Annotated in this window: 17 protein-coding genes; 8 read left to right on the top strand and 9 right to left on the bottom strand. The window is 67.6% G+C overall.

Features of this window, described 5'->3' with window-relative positions; all coding sequences use genetic code 11:
• Window positions 1–210: a hypothetical protein gene (locus V9G04_05665; protein ID MEI2712783.1), complete on the top strand. Its 210-nt coding sequence runs from the start codon at window positions 1–3 to the stop codon at window positions 208–210.
• 165 nt (window positions 211–375) lie between these two features.
• Here V9G04_05665 and mraZ read toward each other — a convergent pair whose 3' ends face one another.
• Complete coding sequence (gene mraZ / locus V9G04_05660; protein ID MEI2712782.1) at window positions 376–807, bottom strand: division/cell wall cluster transcriptional repressor MraZ; 432 nt, start codon at window positions 805–807, stop codon at window positions 376–378.
• Window positions 808–1,104: 297 nt separating this feature from the next.
• Here mraZ and V9G04_05655 point away from each other — a divergent pair, with 297 nt between their 5' ends.
• The 4 genes from V9G04_05655 to V9G04_05640 are packed head-to-tail and all read left to right on the top strand — an operon-like array spanning window position 1,105 to window position 5,699.
• A complete protein-coding gene (locus tag V9G04_05655; protein ID MEI2712781.1) occupies window positions 1,105–2,052 on the top strand; it encodes a MoxR family ATPase in 948 nt (315 codons plus the stop codon).
• Window positions 2,053–2,060: 8 nt separating this feature from the next.
• Window positions 2,061–3,335, top strand: a complete 1,275-nt coding sequence (locus V9G04_05650) for a DUF58 domain-containing protein (GenBank protein MEI2712780.1) — start codon at window positions 2,061–2,063, stop codon at window positions 3,333–3,335.
• A complete protein-coding gene (locus tag V9G04_05645; protein MEI2712779.1) occupies window positions 3,332–5,086 on the top strand; it encodes a DUF3488 and transglutaminase-like domain-containing protein in 1,755 nt (584 codons plus the stop codon). Before V9G04_05650 ends, V9G04_05645 begins: the two co-directional genes overlap by 4 nt.
• A 43-nt stretch (window positions 5,087–5,129) precedes the next feature.
• Entirely contained in the window at window positions 5,130–5,699 is a 570-nt protein-coding gene (locus V9G04_05640) for a hypothetical protein (protein ID MEI2712778.1), read from the top strand.
• Window positions 5,700–5,725: 26 nt separating this feature from the next.
• On the opposite strand, the gene V9G04_05635 is transcribed toward V9G04_05640, so the two are convergent.
• From V9G04_05635 to V9G04_05600, 8 genes are all read right to left on the bottom strand, one after another.
• Window positions 5,726–6,067, bottom strand: coding sequence for a DUF3040 domain-containing protein (locus V9G04_05635; protein ID MEI2712777.1), 342 nt, complete (start codon window positions 6,065–6,067; stop codon window positions 5,726–5,728).
• A gap of 312 nt (window positions 6,068–6,379) precedes the next feature.
• Window positions 6,380–7,597 (bottom strand): DNA polymerase IV, encoded by a 1,218-nt coding sequence (dinB, locus tag V9G04_05630; protein ID MEI2712776.1) that lies wholly within the window; start codon window positions 7,595–7,597, stop codon window positions 6,380–6,382.
• Between the two features lie 225 nt (window positions 7,598–7,822).
• Window positions 7,823–8,560 carry a methyltransferase domain-containing protein gene (locus V9G04_05625; GenBank protein MEI2712775.1) on the bottom strand — a complete coding sequence of 246 codons (738 nt, stop codon included), beginning with the start codon at window positions 8,558–8,560 and terminating at the stop codon, window positions 7,823–7,825.
• A 19-nt stretch (window positions 8,561–8,579) separates the two neighbouring features.
• Window positions 8,580–12,503, bottom strand: coding sequence for a DNA polymerase III subunit alpha (gene dnaE, locus V9G04_05620; GenBank protein ID MEI2712774.1), 3,924 nt, complete (start codon window positions 12,501–12,503; stop codon window positions 8,580–8,582).
• A 15-nt stretch (window positions 12,504–12,518) separates the two neighbouring features.
• Window positions 12,519–12,965, bottom strand: coding sequence for an SAV_6107 family HEPN domain-containing protein (locus tag V9G04_05615; GenBank protein ID MEI2712773.1), 447 nt, complete (start codon window positions 12,963–12,965; stop codon window positions 12,519–12,521).
• An 11-nt stretch (window positions 12,966–12,976) separates the two neighbouring features.
• Window positions 12,977–13,333, bottom strand: coding sequence for a DUF6504 family protein (locus V9G04_05610; protein MEI2712772.1), 357 nt, complete (start codon window positions 13,331–13,333; stop codon window positions 12,977–12,979).
• Between the two features lie 288 nt (window positions 13,334–13,621).
• Window positions 13,622–14,356, bottom strand: coding sequence for a hypothetical protein (locus tag V9G04_05605; protein MEI2712771.1), 735 nt, complete (start codon window positions 14,354–14,356; stop codon window positions 13,622–13,624).
• 400 nt (window positions 14,357–14,756) lie between these two features.
• Complete coding sequence (locus tag V9G04_05600; GenBank protein MEI2712770.1) at window positions 14,757–15,227, bottom strand: hypothetical protein; 471 nt, start codon at window positions 15,225–15,227, stop codon at window positions 14,757–14,759.
• A gap of 49 nt (window positions 15,228–15,276) precedes the next feature.
• On the opposite strand from V9G04_05600, the gene V9G04_05595 reads away from it, so the two are divergent.
• The 3 genes from V9G04_05595 to V9G04_05585 all read left to right on the top strand — a co-directional run bounded on the left by V9G04_05595 (window position 15,277) and on the right by V9G04_05585 (window position 17,736).
• Window positions 15,277–15,747: a YbaK/EbsC family protein gene (locus tag V9G04_05595; GenBank protein ID MEI2712769.1), complete on the top strand. Its 471-nt coding sequence runs from the start codon at window positions 15,277–15,279 to the stop codon at window positions 15,745–15,747.
• Between the two features lie 88 nt (window positions 15,748–15,835).
• The gene (locus tag V9G04_05590; GenBank protein ID MEI2712768.1) at window positions 15,836–16,426 is read left to right on the top strand and encodes a DUF4126 domain-containing protein; all 591 of its coding nucleotides are present in this window, start codon (window positions 15,836–15,838) and stop codon (window positions 16,424–16,426) included.
• The gene (locus V9G04_05585) at window positions 16,426–17,736 is read left to right on the top strand and encodes an NAD(P)/FAD-dependent oxidoreductase (protein ID MEI2712767.1); all 1,311 of its coding nucleotides are present in this window, start codon (window positions 16,426–16,428) and stop codon (window positions 17,734–17,736) included. The genes V9G04_05590 and V9G04_05585 overlap by 1 nt, the downstream gene beginning before the upstream one ends.
• The last annotated feature ends 4 nt before the right edge of the window (window positions 17,737–17,740 follow it).

The raw sequence follows: 17,740 nt of genomic DNA, 5'->3' as shown, positions 1-17,740 counted from the left end.
ATGAGCAAGAAGAGAGCGGTCACGACCGACATGGCCGCGGAGAAGGCCATCACCGCCACGGTCTCGCGCGCCTGGTGTCGTACGCGACGCCTCGGGGTGGCGCCGGGTCGCACCGGTCGAGCAGCCGGGTCCCACGAGGTGGGGATGGGCATGGTGCTCATCGGTCTCGACCCTTCGACGGCGGTGTTTGGCGGCGGTGCTCGGCGGTAGTGCTTGGTGGTGCTGGTGGTGGTGCAGTGCCGACGGGCCAGGTCTCTGCCCGCTCTCAGCGGGGAAGAGCTCTGGAACGGGGGAAGTCGCCCCAGAACGCGGTGAGAGCGGGCGCGAGACCTGGCCCGTCGGAACAGTTGTGGAGTTGTGGGCGGCAATCGCCGGCTAGCCGCCGGCGGGAACGATCTCTTGGTTCAGTTCGGCGAAGCTGGACTCCTCTTGCGCGAGGTACTCCTCCCACAGCGCCGGGTCCCAGATCTCGACGCGGTCCAGCGATCCGATCGCGACGACCTCTTTGTCCAGGCTGGCCCAGGTCCGCAGCAGTTGCGGGACGCTGATCCGTCCCTGCTTGTCCGGGACCTGATCGAACGCGCCCGAACCGAGCAGGCGTACATAACTGCGGGTGGCGGGATCGGACAACGAGGCGGCACGGAGTTTGGCGACGTGATCGTGGAACTGCGCCATCGGATACAGCTGCACGCAGTGCTCCTGGCCTCTCGCCACCATCAGCCCTCCCTCCAACGGCTCCCGGAACTTCGCGGGGAGGACGAGTCGCCCCTTGTCATCGAGCTTGGGGGTGTAGGTGCCGACAAACATCGGTGACCTCCACTCCAGACCCGATCTCCTCCACTTCGCTCCACTCTACCCCACTTTCCTCCACCGTCAACCACCTTTCCCCACCAATCCCCACCTCCCTCCCCCGCCTGCGAAGCGACGCGTACGGCGATGCATCGCAATCAATTCGTGACCCCCTCGAGCACGACCGCGAGCAATGCGGGGCCCTAGGTTGTGAGGGCCGCTTAGGTTTGGGTTCGTGCACGACCGAGGAGGAGACGCGAAGTGAGCAGCGACGAGTCTGGTGCTGGGCACGACCACGCCGTCGGCGGTGCGGATCTGGAATCCGCACGCCGCGTCACCGACGCCGTACGCCGCAACGTCGAGCGCGTGATCGAAGGAAAACCCGACGTCGTCTCGGCCGCCTTGGTGGTGTTGCTCGCCGAAGGTCACCTGTTGATCGAGGACGTGCCGGGTGTCGGCAAGACCCAGCTCAGCAAGGCCTTGGCTCGCAGCATCGACTGCACGGTGCGACGCATCCAGTTCACGCCTGACCTGCTGCCTTCGGACGTGACCGGTGTGTCGGTCTTCAATCAGAACACCCGCGAGTTCGAGTTCCGGCCCGGCGGCATCTTCGCCAACATCGTGGTGGGCGACGAGATCAACCGCGCGTCACCCAAGACGCAGTCGGCGCTGCTGGAATGTATGGAGGAGCGACAGGCCACCGTCGACGGGACGACGTACGAACTCGAGGCTCCCTTCATGGTCATCGCCACGCAGAACCCCATCGAGATGGAGGGGACGTACGCCCTCCCCGAAGCCCAACGCGACCGGTTCATGGCCCGGGTCTCGGTGGGCTACCCGGTCGAAGCAGCCGAGATCGCGATGTTGGACAGTCACACCTCGCACAATCCGCTGGACGACCTCGAACCGGTCACCGACGCGGTCGAGCTGCGCAAGGTGATCAACCAGGTCGCCCAGGTCTATGTCGCCCCTGCCGTACAGCGTTATGCGGTGGCCGTCGCGACCGCGACCCGTCGCTCCCCCGACCTCTCCTTGGGTGCTTCACCACGCGCGACCTTGCACCTGGTGCGGGCTGCCAAGGCGAAGGCCGCGATGGACGGTCGCGACTACGTCCTTCCCGACGACGTGTTGGCACTGTGTCGCCCCGTGCTGGCGCACCGGCTGCTGCCCAACGTCGAGGCCACGATGAGCGGACGCTCGGCGACCGCCGTGCTGGAGAGTGTCGTGGCATCCGTTCCGGTGCCCGAGCACGCCACCGGCTAAGTCCCGCGATGCGCACCGCACTGGCGAACCTGACCACCCGTGGCAGAGCCTTCTTGGCCGGGGGGCTCACGGCCGTGGTCTGCGCCATCGTCTTGGGCCACGACTCGCTGGTACGCGTGGGACTGCTCGCGGTGGCGCTACCCCTGATCGCGTCGGTCTTCATGGCGCGCAGCAGGTTCCGGCTCTCGCTGGTACGCGCGGTGTCACCTCGTCAGGTGTCGGCAGGCACGTCGGCAGAGGTCAACCTCACTCTGACCAACGAGGGACGCACCCCGACCGGTGTCCTGCTCCTGGAGGAGCAGGTCCCCTTCACCTTGGGATCGCGGCCACGATTCGTGCTGGCCGGGATCCAGCAGGGTTGGCATCGGCAGGTGCACTACCGCGTGCGTTCAGACGTACGTGGCCGCTTCGACATCGGGCCGATGCAGGTGCGGGTGCGAGACCCGTTCGGGTTCGTCGAGTCGCAACGTACGTTTCGGGCCGTCAATCCCCTGATCGTCACGCCGAGGACAGTGCCGCTCTCGCGCATCCCGCTCGGTGGCGACTGGACGGGGTCGGGAGACAACCGGCCGCGCGCGTTCGCGACCGGGAGCGCCGAGGACGTGACCGTACGCGAATACCGACGCGGCGACGACCTGCGGCGGGTCCACTGGCGCAGTTCGGCACGCGTCGGCGATCTGATGGTGCGCAGAGAGGAGCAGCCCTGGCAGTCTCGCGCCACCCTGTTCCTGGACAACCGCTCGATGGCGCACCGAGGCCAGGGCATTGCCTCGTCGTTCGAGACGGCCATCTCCGCTGCCGCGTCCATCGCCTTGCACGTCGCGCGTGCCGGCTTCCAGGTGCGACTGGTCACCGCCGTCGGTGAAGAGTTGGGAGTCGAGTGGCATCAACGTGACGACGACAGTTCCGCCGCCCCCCTCCTGGCGTCCCTCGCAGTGCTGCGGCTGACGTCCGCCACGCACATCACCAGCCACTGGCTCGCGGAGGCGGGCTCGGGCGGGCTCACCATCGGCGTCTTCGGCGCGCTGTCCACCCCGGATCAGCCGGTCGTGCGCCGGATGCGTCACACGAGTGGCGCCGCGCTGGCTCTCGCGGTCGACGTGGCGCGCTGGGGCGGGTCGACCATCCCGGGCCAGAACTCAGGCGAGGAAGCCACGGGCATGCTGACGCGAAGCGGGTGGCGTGCGGCACCGCTGCGACCGACGGATCAACTGGACACGGTCTGGAAGCTCCTGGGTCAGACCCCACTCGCGCCGATCCCCCGTCGGGCGGTGACCCGATGAAGCAACTCAAAGGCGGCGCGGATCTGACACACCTGGTGTTGTTGAGCCTGGTGTCCATGGCGACGGTCTGGATCACGATGTTCGCCTGGCGTGGGCTGACCCACGCACCGGGCGCCTTCTTGGGACCGATGCTGATGATCGGCTTCCTGGTGGCGGGCATCGGCGTGTTCACGCGCTGGCTGCGCTGGCCGGCCCTGGTCATCCTCGTCCTACAGATCCTGCTGGCCGGGTCGGCCGCGGCGTACGCCATCGCCGGGTCCGCCCCCGAGGGACTCGTCGCCGGCCTGCGCGCCCGGTTCGAAGCGGCCGTGCACAGTGCCAACACCTTCGCGCCTCCTGTGCCGGCCGAAGCACCCTCAGTCGTACCGCTACTGATCCTCGGCGGGCTCGGCTGCCTGCTGCTGGTCGACTTCCTGGCCAACACCCTGCAGCGCCCCACCCTCGCCTCTCTACCCCTGCTGGCCGTCTACGCGGTGCCCATCAGCCTGACCGGTGATGCCGTGTCGTGGTGGATCTTCGTGGCTGCGGCGATCGGGCTCGTCACCATGCTCTACCTCGATCATCGACGTGAACTCTCCCGATGGGGACGCGGGTTGCCGCACAGCGAGGAACACGAGCCGGATCTGGCCATCGACGAAGAACGCATCGTGACCGCGGCGTCCGGCATCGGCGCCTCCTCGATCGCGGTGGCCCTGATCGGCGCACTGGCTGTGCCCACCTTCGGGCTGTCGATGTTCGAGGGAGGCTTCGGCGCCGGCCGTGGCGGCGACATCGAGATTCAGAACCCGATGACCGATCTTGAGCGCGACCTGCTTCGTGGCCCCGACCTGCCGCTGCTGACGGCCTCGACCACCGATCCCGACCCGACCTACCTGCGCATCGCCGTCCTGGCTCGGCTCAACGACGAGCAATGGAGCACCGGTGACCGGGAAGTACCGCAGGAACAGGTGGCAGAGGGGCCGATGCCGCCCCTCGTAGGAGTGGCTCCGGGCGTGCCACGCACGACGTTCGAGTGGTCGGTCCACACACAACAGCGGTTCGACTCGTTATGGCTGCCGACCGCGGAGGCTTTGGAATCGATCTCCGCTCCCGGTGATTGGCGCTACGACCTGAGCACGATGGACTTCCTCTCGGGCAGCAACAGCCAACGCGCCAATGCTCTCGACTACGACTTCACCCGGATCGTGCTCGACCGTGACGCGTTGGCGATGAACGAGTCGCCGGCCGCCCCGAGTGAGGTACGCACCGACTTCACCCAGGTGCCGAGCACTCTCGACGAGCGGGTCCGTTCGCTGGCTCGCCAGGTCACCGAAGGTGCCACCACCCGATTCAGGCGAGCCCAGCTGCTGCAGGAGTTCTTCCGCAGCAGCGGCGAGTTCACCTACAACGACAGCTACACCGGTGAAGGGACTCTGACCTCGTTCCTGTTCGGCGACCGTACCGGGTACTGCGAGCAGTTCTCCTCGTCGATGGCGATGATGGCGCGAACCCTCGGCATCCCCGCTCGGGTAGCGGTGGGTTTCCTGCGCGGAGAACGCACGGGAGTGAACGAGGCGGGAGTGCCGTCGTACACCTTCTCGACGCACGACCTGCACGCCTGGCCGGAACTGTTCTTCCCAGGATCGGGATGGGTGCGCTTCGAGCCGACGCCGGCGGCTCGGGTCCCGCAGGTGCCCGGTTATACGACCGCCGAGCTTCCCGGAGGCACCGACGCCCACCACCTCGGCGCCCACCGCGCAGCCCAGCAATGACCTGCCGACCCGGGCTCCGCAGCCGACCACTCCCCAGGATGAGTTGGAGCAGAGCACCGACGCGGGCGGATGGTGGGGTATTTCGCTGACCCGGGTGCTGCAGTCCCTCGGCGCGGTCGCGTTGCTGGGCCTGCTCATCTGTGGTCCACGCCTGGCGCGCAGGATCCGCTCGCAGCGGCGGTGGCGAAGCCTGCCTGCGGCCGAAGCCGCCTGGGTCGAGTTGCGCGATCACGCGCGTGATCTTGGGATCGCGTGGCTGAACACCGCTTCACCGCGACGCACCGCCGAACGTGCGGCCGCGTCTTTCGGCGGGCGCGAGTCCTCGACTCGTCGCGGGCCGGATGCGGCCCCCGAGGCGTACGCGGCTTTGCTGCGGATCGTGCGTGAGGTCGAGTTGGGCCGCTATGCGCGCCGTCCGGGCGAGGGCGACGTCGAGTCGTTGCGCGCGGATGTGGCCGTGTGTGTGGCTGCCTGGGAGGCAGGAGCGACCGGGCGCGTACGACGGCTCTCCTCGTGGTGGCCACGCTCGCTCGGCCGACTGGACCGGGCACGAGCGGCATCCGGTCCGCTGGTCGCGGCGGACGGGGAGCGGCTGGTCGACCGCGTCAGGTGAGTTCTTTCGCGAGACTCAGCGGTGACTTAGAGGTCGTCCTCGTTGAGGTCGCGTCCGGAGTGCTCCACGTGTCCGGGCTCATCCTCTTGGCCGACCTCGTCGCTCATGTGCACGCCACCGAGCGCGAACAGTGCGGCCACCAGCATGATCACGAAGCCCGCGATCCCGACCGGGGTGAGTTGCCAGAAGGCGCCGGCGACCATCACCGCGATGCCGACCAGGAGGCCGATGCCACCCACGAGCATCCGGCGACGAGCGCTGTGGTGCCGCGAGGGCCCACGCAGGGTGTGAGCCAACTTGGGGTCTTCGTCGAGGAGGGCGCGCTCCATCTGCTCAAGGAGCCGCATCTCATGCTCGGAGAGCGCCACGTTCTTCTCCCACCTTCAAAGTCGCTTCCTGCCAAGTCTAGGCAGGCTCTCGGCATCGCGGTAGCCGTTGAGGCGATCGAAATCTCCAGATCGCTCTCGCGTGGGTGGTCCGCGCCGCCCTTCGGGGGTGGCGAACGCGCCGCCTGCCGCGGCCCGCACGTACTTGTTCGGACAACCGTCCGACCCGGCCCGCCTGACGCGGCCCGACACGTGCTTGTTCGGACAACCGTCCGACCCGGCCCGGTTGACGCGGCCCGACACGTGCTTGTTCGGGCATCAAAGTGGAGTTGCTGCCGCGCGGCTTCTAGGCCCTTAGGGCCGTCCTCCCAACAGGCTGGCGGGGCCAACCGCCGCAGTCCCGAAACGCAAGGTCGCCCGATCGACAGCCCTGTCCGCCTCTCGCCAGCCACGCTCCCGCTCACCCAGAACCAGTTGCCGGTGCACGGTGGTGCGCGGCACCAGGCCCTCTACGCGTACGCCGACCAGACGCAGCCGAGCACGTTGCAGACCGAGGGCGTCATAGAGCGCCACCGCCGACTGATAGATCTCCTGGGTCACGTCGGTGGCCTCAGAGCGACTCTTGGAACGCGTGATCGTGGTGAAGTCGGCGAACCTGATCGTGATGGTGACCGTACGTCCTGCCACCTCGGCCACCCGCAACCGGGACGCGACCTTTGCCGAGAGCCGGAGCAGTTCCCGCAGGATCACCTCTCGGTCATCGGTGTCGCGCCCGAAGGTCTCGTTGGCGCCCATCGACTTGTCGGGGTCTCCCCCGCCGAAGAACGCTGCCCCGCTGCGCGGCGTGATCTCCCGCCGGTCGTCACCCCAGGCCAGGGCGTGCAGTTGCTTGCCCAACGCCACGCCGACGGCGCGTTGCAACGTCTTGGCCGGAGTGTGGGCGACGTCGCCGACGGTGATCAGACCGAGCCGATGCAACATCGCTCTCGTCTTCTCGCCCACGCCCCACAACTCGCCGACGTCGAGGGGATGCAAGACCGTGGTCACCGCTTCGGGCGCCAGCACCACCACGCCGTCGGGCTTGGCCATCCGACTGCCGAGCTTGGCCATCGAGACCGAGGCCGCCACTCCGACCGAGCAGGTGATGGCCTGCTCGTCTTGGATCGTGGCGCGCAGCCACTCGGCGATCTGGACCGGGTTGCCAAGTCGCCGGGCGGCACCGCGTACGTCCAAGAACGCCTCGTCCAACGACAATGCCTCCACCAGTGGGGTCACCCGTCGAAAGGTCTCCATTACCGAGGCGGAGACGGTGGTGAAGGTGTCGTAGTCGGGGCTGACCACCACCGCCTGCGGACACAGTCGACGCGCTCTGGTCATCGGCAACGCCGAACGTACGCCGAACTCGCGCGCCAGATAGTTGGCCGACAAGACCACCCCGCGACTGCCGCCGCCGACGATGACGGGGACTTCTTGCAATTCAGGTCGCTCCCGCGTAGCCACCGACGCATAAAACGCATCCATGTCGACGTGGAGGATGGGCGTGACCGCCGCGGATGCGGCGGTCACGCCCATCCTCCCGCCAACATGAGGCAACGCCGACTTGGCGCAAACGCACCGGAGCGCAGCGGAGGGCGGCTTGCGCCACGTCGGCGCCAACCCGCACGCCAGTCAGCCGAAGACCGGCCGCAGGCCGGACAACCGGTACCACACCAGTCAGCCAAGGACCGGCCGCAGGCCGGACAACCGGTACCACACCACCCAGCCGAAGACCGGCCGCAGGCCGGACAACCGCAACCCTCAGCGCGTGGCCAGTACGTGCAACTGCGCGGCGAGCGGGAGGAACTCGGCGCGGGTCGCGACGGCCTGCTCGAGTTCGACCAGTGCCGCGCTCGCGCCGGGCTCCAGGTCGAGCAGCGACCCCGGCACCAGGTCGGCGAACACCCGGATGGCGTGCACCTCCAGGGGTTGCAGACCTGCGTTGGCGAGCAGTCCGACGAGGTCGTCGCGAGTGAAACGCTGTCCGGCGCGACCCGGTTCGCGGTGCCCGACGGGCGCGTCGAGTAGATCGTGGGCGGCCTGGAAGTGACCCGCCATAGCGCGCGCGACGACCCCGGCGTACTTCTGTGCAGCCAGCACGCTGAGCGTCCCGCCGGGTCGCAGGATCTCGGCAATGGCAGCCAGGGCCGCGCTGGGGTCACCGACCACTTCCAACACCCCGTGGCACAGCACCAGGTCGGCGTCGTCTCCGGCAGCGCTGAGGTCGGTGGCGTCTCCTTGGACGCCGGTGACTCGGTCGCTGACACCGGCTTCGGCAGCACGCCGGCCGAGTGCGGCCAGCGCATCGGGGCTGGGGTCGAGGACCAGCACGTCATGACCGAGTTCGGCGAGCGGGACGGCGAAGCCGCCGGTGCCGCCACCGATATCGACGATCCGCGCCTGCTCCGCACCACCCTCGGCCAGGGAGTCACGAAGAGCCGACCAGACCACTCCGCTGCGGATCGCGTTGCGGCGGTCGCTGGGACGGTCAGTGGCCATGACGACAACTCTAGTGGTCTCATCCCGAGCTCCCGGGGCTGCGGTGCCACAGCGATCGCGCGGGCTGCCACTCCTGATCGCCGGCAAGTTTGCGGGCTACGTCGCGAGTCGCCTCCCCCGCAGGTTTGATGTCGGAATAGGGCGACATCGTGAAGCCACTGGAATGCACCAGCACCCGACTGGCCCCGGTGGTCTCGTCACCGACCTCCTGATAGCCGACGGGTACGACCGCCAGGTGCGCGCGTACGGCCTCGATTCCCTCTGCCTCCCAGATCCGATGGAGTTCGGGTAGGTCCCAGGCTCCCGTGGCACGCACGGAGACGCCGCGATATCCCGTACGCCGTAACTCGCCACGGATCACCAGCAGCCAGGAGCCGAACACCGTGGCGGCATAGGGGCCCTGTGCGTCCTCGAAGAAGGTGGCATCGACTGGCCCGGTGGTGTCGTCGAGGGTCGCGAAGATGACCCGCCGCCCCGACCTGATCGGTGGAGTCTGGGTGGCCACCTTCACGCCGGCCACCAGCACCTCGGCCTTGCTGCGTCGGACCAGCAGGTCGCGACTGCGGGTCACCCCGAGCGCGTCGAGGAACTCCGCATAACCGTCGACGACGTGCTGGCTCGCGTCGAGACCGAGGATTTCGAGTTCGGCACGCATCCGCTCCTCGGCGTCGAGTTCGGGAAGTCCGCTGACCTCGCCCTCACCCGGCGCGTCACCGAGGTCGAGCGCCAATTGCACCGAGGTGACCGCCTCAGGCTCGGCGCTGGCTCGTGACTGCGCGGAGGCCTTCGCCCAGATCCCTGCCTCGCCGAAGACGTGTCGTTCCACCGCCGGTGCCTGCTCACGAATCGTCGGGTCGGTGCTGTTGCGAGCGGCGGATGCTGCGGCGTGCTCGACCGAGCGCACGGTCGGACGGCTGCGCACCCGCACTCTCCCCCGGGCAGCCTTGCTGACCGCCTTGCCGAAGCGGTCGAGATCGGCCACCTGCAGCAGCAGATCGCGCCGGGTGACCCGGTCGTACGTCCGCTCTGCTCGCGACACCGCCGCGCCGATCCGATAGATCGAGTCGAAGCCACCGGCCAGGACCAACCGCTCCACGATCGGGCGCGAGACGTGGGCGCGGTGCCAAAAGTCGGTGAGGGAGCGATAGGGCGCCTCGCCCTCGTCGCGCCCGGCGATGATCCGCTCGATCTCGCCTGTGGTGATGCCCTTGACCTCTTCCAACGCGATCCGGATCGCGAAGGCGCGACCATCTGGCCAACCACGTTCACGTGGGTCCGGCTTCGAGTCCGCCTCCCCCGTCGCCACCGACTCGACGACGTAGTGCTGTGCGCTGGCGTTGACGTCGAGGCCGCGCACGGTGATGCCGCACTGGCGTGCGTCGTCGAGGATCAGACGCTTGGGATACATGCCCGGGTCATGGGTGAGCACGCCGGCCAGGAAATGCGCCGGCCAGTGCGCTTTGAGCCAGGCTGACTGATAGGTCGGCAGTGCGAACGCCGCAGCATGGGCTTTGCAGAACCCGAAGGACGCGAAGGCCTCGATCACCTTCCAGATCCGCTCGACCAACGCCAGGTCGTACCCACGAGCCAACGCACGCGGGAAGAGCCACGCCTTGGTCTGCGCCATCCCCTCGACGTCACCGAGCATCCGGCGCTTCTCGTCACCTTCGGCATTGCTGACGCCCGCGATGGTCGCGATGATCTCGATGAGTTGCTCGTGGAAGACCACGACCCCTTGCGTCTCCTGAAGGATCGGACGTAGATCCTCGTGGAGGAAGAGTGGTTCGTCCCAGCCTTGTTTGGCCTCCAGATAGGGCGTGATCATGTCGCTCTTGACCGGTCCGGGCCGGAAGAGGGAGATGTCGGTGACGATGTCGGCGAACGAGTCGATGCCCGACTTGCCGACCAACTCGCGCTGCCCCGGCGACTCGATCTGGAAGACCCCGAGCGTGCGGGCGGCGCTGATCATCTCGAAGGTCTGCGGGTCGTCGAAGGACACCTGCACCTCGTCGTCGAGATCGACCTCGACCGCATCGGTGCGGGCGATCTCCTTAATCGCGTACGCCATCGACGACTGCATCCGGATGCCCAGCACATCGAGTTTGAGCAAGCCCAGGTCTTCGACGTCGTCCTTGTCGAACTGGCTCATCGGGAAGCCGGCGTACGACGCTTCGACCGGGGTGCGGTCGAGCAGGGTGGCGTCGGAGAGGAGGACGCCGCACGGATGCACGGCGATGTGGCGCGGCAACCCGTCGAGGCTCTCCACCAACCGGAACATCAGGTCGAGTCGCTCACTGTTGAGTCCGGCCAGCCGCAACTCGGGGAGCTCGCGCAGTGCGGTGCGAGCATCGCGGGCGCGGATGTGCGGAAACGCCTTGGCGATCGAGTCGATCTCGCCAGGTGGCATGCCGAGCGCGGCACCGACATCGCGTACGGCATGGCGCACCCGATAGGTGTCCATCATCGAGACGCACACACAACGCTCACCGCCGTAGCGATCGAGGATCGCGCGATAGATCTCTTCGCGGCGCGCGGACTCCACATCGATGTCGATGTCGGGCAGCGCCCCGCGCAGCGGCGAGAGGAACCGCTCCATCAACAGGCCGTGGCGCAGCGGGTCGACCCCGGAGACGCCGAGCAGGTAGTTGACCAGGCTGCCTGCTCCCGAGCCCCGCGCGGCCACGCGGATGCCCTTGGCCTTGATCAGGTCGGCGATGTCGCCGACGGTGAGGAAGTAGGACGCGAAGCCGAGCGCTTCGATGGTCTGGAGTTCGTCGTCGAGTCGCTTCCAGATGCGTTGGCGCGGCGCACTGCCATAGCGATCACCGATCGCGGACTCGCACCGCAGCCGAAGCGCCAGATCCGCGGGCGGCACACCAACGACTGATTCACCGGCACCTCCCGAGGTCGTCTCGAACTCGGGGAAGTGCACCTCCCCGATCCCCAGATCCGTACGCGGGTCGAGCGCGCACTGATCGGCCACCGCGCGAGTGGTCGCCAGCAGTCGGGTCGCCTCGCGCGACGACTCCCCCAGACCGGAGAGCCGACAGATCTCCTCGGCCACCTCGTGCATCTGCTTGCCGGACTTGAGGAAGCCCTCGGCGTTGCGCCGGTCGAGGTGACGTCGGTCGAGAGCGACGAGGCGACGGGCAGAGTCGAGCACGTCCACCGTGGGCGCGTCGAGGCGATCGGCATAACGCACCGCGTTGGTGAGTACGGCGGGAAGCCCGGCCCGACGGGCGATCCCGGCCATCCTGGCGGCATGCGCCGAGGTGCCCGGCCCCCAGGCACCGTCTTGTCCGGGGAGCCGATGTGAGACCAACTCCACCACCAACCGCCCCGGCGCCACGACCTCGCGCCACGGCGCAAGCGCCGCCAGCGCGAGGTCGTCACGGCGCCGAGACGCTGCCTGCCCCATCTCGGTCGAGGGTCCGAGCAGCACCAGCACATCGCCCGAGCCGAGCCAGGGGGCGATCAGGTCGAGCGTGGCGACGGGGTCGCCCCGCTCGCCCGCGAGATGGACCGCCGAGACGAGTCGACAGATCGCGGCCCAGCCCGCACGTCCCCCACCAGGCCCACCGGCATGAGCGAGCAGCGTGACCCGCGGCAGCCCACCCTGCTCGAAAGACAGATCACGAAACGCCCCGCCGCGCACTGGTGCAGCACGACCCGATGCAGGTGGTCGAGCCGAGTTCGTCCTGAGCCCAGTCGAAGGGTCGAGACCAGCGGGGCGATAGGCCAGATCCACGCCCAGCACCGGCCGGATGCCAGCGGCCGAGCAGGCCCGGGCGAACTTCACCGCGCCATAGGTGCCGTCGCGATCGGTGAGGGCAAGGGTGTCCATCTCCTGCTCCGCGGCGCGCTCGACCAGCGTGCGTGGATGCGACGCGCCATAGCGCAGCGAATAGCCCGAGGCGACGTGCAGATGCACGAAGGGGTCCATGGTCGATCCCCCAGATCAGGCGGTGCGCGACGGCACCGCGATCTGTGCCGGCAAAGCCACGTGCGGCATCATCCCGAGTTGCTGCTCGACCACTGAGAGGAACCGGTCTGCGTCACGGACCAGGTCATCGGCCTCACGTTCGCAGACCGCCCGGGTCGAACCCGCCTCCGCAGCGGCACGCTTGCCCGCCCCGGCAGCAAAGAAGCCGGCCCACTCGGAAAGCTCGGGGGCGACCTCGGCCAGCAGCACCCAGGCGTTCTTCTGAGGGCGTCGGCGACCGGCGGCCGGGCGCGCCTTGGCCGCCAGCAGGGCGGCCGCGGCCCGCAGCGCCGCCACATGGGCGCAGGCATAGCGAGTCGGCACGTCGGTGCTGGTGATGGCCTCGTGCAGCGACTCAGCCGCCCGCGCCAGATAGGAGTGGGTGCTCGCCGGGAGGTTGTGTGGACTCTGGAAATCGGACATCGCGATCTGCCTCAATCCACGCAGCCGACGAGCTGCCAACTGCCCTCGTCCCAGGAGAAGGACAGGTCGAAGACGCCGCCGTCGCCTTCTCCGCGACCGGCTTCGACCCGCCAGAACTCCCGCTCCGCGAGCAGATCGGTCGAGCCAGCCGACTCCCCAGCCAACTCAGCGTCGTCGCTGCCCACCACGGCCCGCACTCGGTCGGAGTGCCACCACGATCCGGTCTCCACCCAGTGCGCCAGCACCGTGCGCACCTTCCACAGCCGCCCTCGCCACAAGAACTGCGCCGGTCCTTCCTCGCCGGGCTCGCCCACGGCCCCGCCGACGACTCCCCGCCGGACCTCCACCAGATCCTCGTACCGCCTCATCGCTCCTCCTCATGCCGCACCGGCCTCGACTCCCTGCATCCAGTATCGAACATCTGTTCGAATGACGCAAGATCGAAACTGATCACAGCACCGAGGACCGACATTTCGGCTGCCCTCGGCCCAGACGACGTACGCTCAATCGCTCAGCGCAGCCTTAACCGACCGTCCCCCGGGCTCGAAGAACTGCGGCCCCGGGAGAGCATCCCGCGCAGCTGGGGTCACCAAGGCCGCAGTTCTTTGGCGCAACCGAGGTGAGATCCACCCCCGATCAACCGGTGGACGCGAGGCTCAATCAGCCGACAGTGAAGTCGGCAAACGAAGATTCAACTCGTCGGCCGAGACGATGTCTTGCATTGCCGCTGCATTGAGCAGGAAAGCATCAGCCAGTTCGAGTGATTCACTGCCGTAGACGAATTCCGCCACCTTCACATAACTGCCTTCGCGAAACGATCGGACCTCGCGAATCAGGCGCGCATCCTCTGGATGTTCTCGCACCTGCTCCTGCACATTCTCGGTCGTCGTGAAGAGCGGGTCCTTGTCGGTGCCACCCACGCGGATCGACAACGTGCTGGTGGTGCGGGTATAGGTGCCGTCGGCCACCGATCCGCTCTCCTCGCATTCGAAAAGCGGTCCATTCGACCCCAGGGATGGACAACCCATGGGCTCGGTCGGCCGATCGACCGCCACACCGGTGACGTATTCCCAGGTGTGCGATCCGTCAGACGTGCGGTAGTAGACGGCGGCAGCCCGAGCCTGATCTAACTCCGAGGATGAGAGTCCGCGAGCATCGCCGTCATAGAGCTGCGCACGAGACGAGCCATCCGACCACTTCACAATCGTCTGGCCCAAGGTGGACTCGGCGGCGACGGCAAGTTCACTCATGCTCGACACGACGCGCGCAGGCGTGGCAGCGGTCGCCTCAGAAGTCGAGGAGTGCAGCGTCGTCGCTAAGGCGATGCCTCCCGAGAGCACCAAGGCGACACTGGCAGCGGCAAGGATGGGGCTGAATGACTTGAATTCCACGATTCTCCTCTATCCTACGTCGTGGGATTGTCCTTGTTGGAACTCGGGTACGCGTAAAGACATTCAATATTGCCATCTTTGAAACACCCAATTACCCCGCATGTAGCGAATATTCCTATTCTTGCCCACCAGCAGTTCAAGTAGACCATTTTTGGGGCCCGAGCCCGACTGGCGCGTTGGGGAGATATGGGCAATATCGTGGCGACGTTCAGTGGCGCGCCAAGGGTTTCGATTTTCTGTGGCCGACAACTCTCTTGGATCAGTGTCTTCCGACCTGGTGTCGTTTCGCCATTTCCATACCTCACGGGCGCGAATGGGTTTGCTCGGTTCCGTGAGCGTACGCTCACCCCCCGGACCGGAAGCCATGCTTTAGTCGCAATCGCTTACCCTCCGCAGCCCCTCAGAGCAGGCGCAGATAATCGCCCAGGTCGCGTCGGAAGAGGAAGAAGATCGTCGCAAGCGCCATCAAGACCCCGGCTGCCGACACGATCACGAAAGGCACCGGCAAGGACTGCGCCAGACCGAGCGCCCCCATAAAGGCCGTGAATCCCATCACCGCCACCAGCGACCAGCGCGCCCAGTGGTGGCGACCGAGCAGGAACGCCACCAGCACCCAGGCCAGCATCGCGTAGGTGACGCACGAGGTGATCGCCAACGCCGAGAAGCCCGGCACGTGGATCGCGCTGCGTTCGAGTGCCTCGATGCCACCGTCGCGCAAGATGGTCTGTGCCGCCTCGTTGCCTTCGGCCCACGACAAGATCAACTGCTCGTGATACACGAAGGTCAGCGCCGTTCCGACGGCCAGCAGGCCGAGCATCGCGTACACCAAGGCGACCACACGTCGTACGGATGCGGGACGCGACTGCGCCATCTGTGGCCACCACAACTTTCGCGAGGAAGTTTCACTAAGGTCCGATGCCATGAGCGAGCACCAGGCGATCACCCGCTTCAAGACCGAGCACAGCCTACGGGGCGGCACCGGACGGGTCGTCATCCTTCCCGACTCCGTGCACACTGCGGCTCTGGCCGCCGATGCCTTGGGCTGCGCGGTCGGTGCGATCGCCAACAGCCTGCTCTTCGACGCCGATGGCACGCCGATCCTGATCCTGACCTCCGGCGGGCATCGCGTGGATACCAAGAAGGCAGCCGCCACGATCGGCGTCGACAAGCTCGCTCGCGCCACCCCTGAGTTCGTCAAGCAGCACACCGGGCAGGTCATCGGCGGGGTGTCTCCCATCGCGCACCCCGCCCCGATCGCGACCTATCTCGACCCCTGGCTGCGGCAGTACGACGAGATCTGGGCCGCGGCCGGCCACCCGGCGGCGGTCTTCTCCACGACGTACGAAGAACTCCAGCAGATGACCGACGCCGTCGAGATCGACGTAGCCTGACAGGGCGAAGAGCCCGGAATAGCGCCGGCACGGCGGTAGTTTTCCTCTCGACGCCGCCACGCAGGCGGCGCAGCAGAAAGTGAGCACCATGGGCACCTTGCCGTTGGTCTTCTCGAGCGGTTGGGCCAGCGGCCTCAACGCCTACCTCGTCGTGTTGGTGCTCGGCGTCGCCGACCGCCTCAACAACTTCACCGAGATTCCCGACGTTCTGCAACGCTGGGACGTCCTGGGCGCCGCAACGTTCCTCTACGCGATGGAGTTCATCGCCGACAAGATCCCCTACCTCGACTCGACCTGGGATGCGATCTCGACCGCGATCCGCCCCACGGTCGGCGCGGTGATCGGCGTCTTGCTTGCTGGCGAGGCGGGCAACCTCAACGACGCCGTCGCCGGTGTCACCGGTGGTCTGGCGGCCTTCTTGTCCCATCTGGTGAAGTCCGGTGGACGACTGGCGATCAACGCCTCCCCCGAGCCTGCCTCCAACTTCGTCGCCAGTGTCAGTGAGGACGTCGCCGTCCTAGGCGTCGTGGGCCTGGCCGTCAATCACCCCCAGATCGCGGCGAGCATTGCCGGAGCACTGCTGCTGATCGGACTCATCGGGCTGTTCTTCCTCGCCCGCTTCATCCGTCGCGGCTGGCGGCGCTGGAAGCGCAAAGACCCTGCGCAACTGGCCACCTGATGCGCGTCACGGTGCTCGGAGGCGGCTTCGGCGGACTCGCCAGTGCCGCCCGCTTGGCCAAACTCGGCCATGACGTCACCCTCCTGGAGCGTTCGGGAGCCCTCGGCGGCGCGATGTCGCGCACCATGGAGGGTGGTTTCGCCTGGGAGAACGGGCCGACCACCACCGGCCTGCCGGCGGTCGTACGCGATCTCTTCCGCAAGTCCGGCCGCCCGTTGGAACGCGAACTCGACCTCGTCCCCGTGCCGATCATCCGCGAGCACCGCTTCGAGGACGGCAGCGTGATCGCCCTGCCCGGCGAGACCCGAGCGGGCCAGTACGACGCGGTGCAAGCAGCCACGAGCGCGGGCGACGCGTGGCTGTCGTACGTCGACTCCTTCGCCGACGTGTGGCACACGCTGCGCCGCGACTACTACGAGAGGCCGTACGATCCCCGCCACGCCGAGCGGGCGGCGACCGCGATCCTGCGCGAGCGCACCAGCCTGCATAGACGGCTGCGCAAGACATTCAAGGACGAGCGGCTCAAGCACCTGGCCACCTACGACGCCGTCTCCCAAGGTCATGACCCGCGCGACGTCCCCGCGTGGGTCGGGCTCACGGCCTATCTGGAGCAGAACTTCGGCCTCTGGACGATCCCCGGTCCAGCCGGATCCTTCGGCCTCTCCGCGCTCACCGACGCCCTGGTCACGCGCCTGAGCACCCGCAAGGTCAAGATCAGCTTGAACACAGACGTACGCGACGTGGCCGTGCGGGACGGTCGCGCCGTCGGCGTACACACCAGCGAGGGAGACCTCGACACCGACGCTGTGGTGGTCGCGATCGATCCCCGCCGAGTGCCCGCGCTGGCTCCTTCCGTACGCAAGACGATGCCCGCGCTCCCCCCGACCGTGTGCTTCCTGGGCCTGGAGGGCGAGGTGCCCGACCTGCCGGCGGAGGTCGTACTGCACGGTGACCCGACGTTGACCGTACGCACCGGCGGCCAAGCCCCCGAGGGGCACCACGCCTGGACCGTTCACGTCCGCGGCATGCTGGGTGAGGACCTGCTGCGTGCCCTGGCTCGCGGCGGTCTCGATGTCCGAGCTCAGGTCGTACGCCGCCTCGATCACACCCCCCGTGAACAGGTCGAGCAGTTCGCCGGCTCACCGATGGGCGTGCGGTGGGAGGGCCGCGGCACGGTAGCCGCACGGCTGGGTCCGCGTACGCCGATCCCGGGCGTTTATGCCGCTGGTGCGCACGCAACTCCTGGAGCCGGAGTCCCAGCCGTCGGGCTGTCAGCGGCCCTGGTCGCTCAGGTGATCGGGCCGGCCTGACCCC

This window comes from Nocardioides sp., from assembly GCA_037045645.1.
Classification (GTDB): Bacteria; Actinomycetota; Actinomycetes; order Propionibacteriales; family Nocardioidaceae; genus Nocardioides.
The sequence above is the reverse complement of the archived record's forward strand: the minus strand, read 5'-3'. Positions and strand labels throughout refer to the sequence as shown.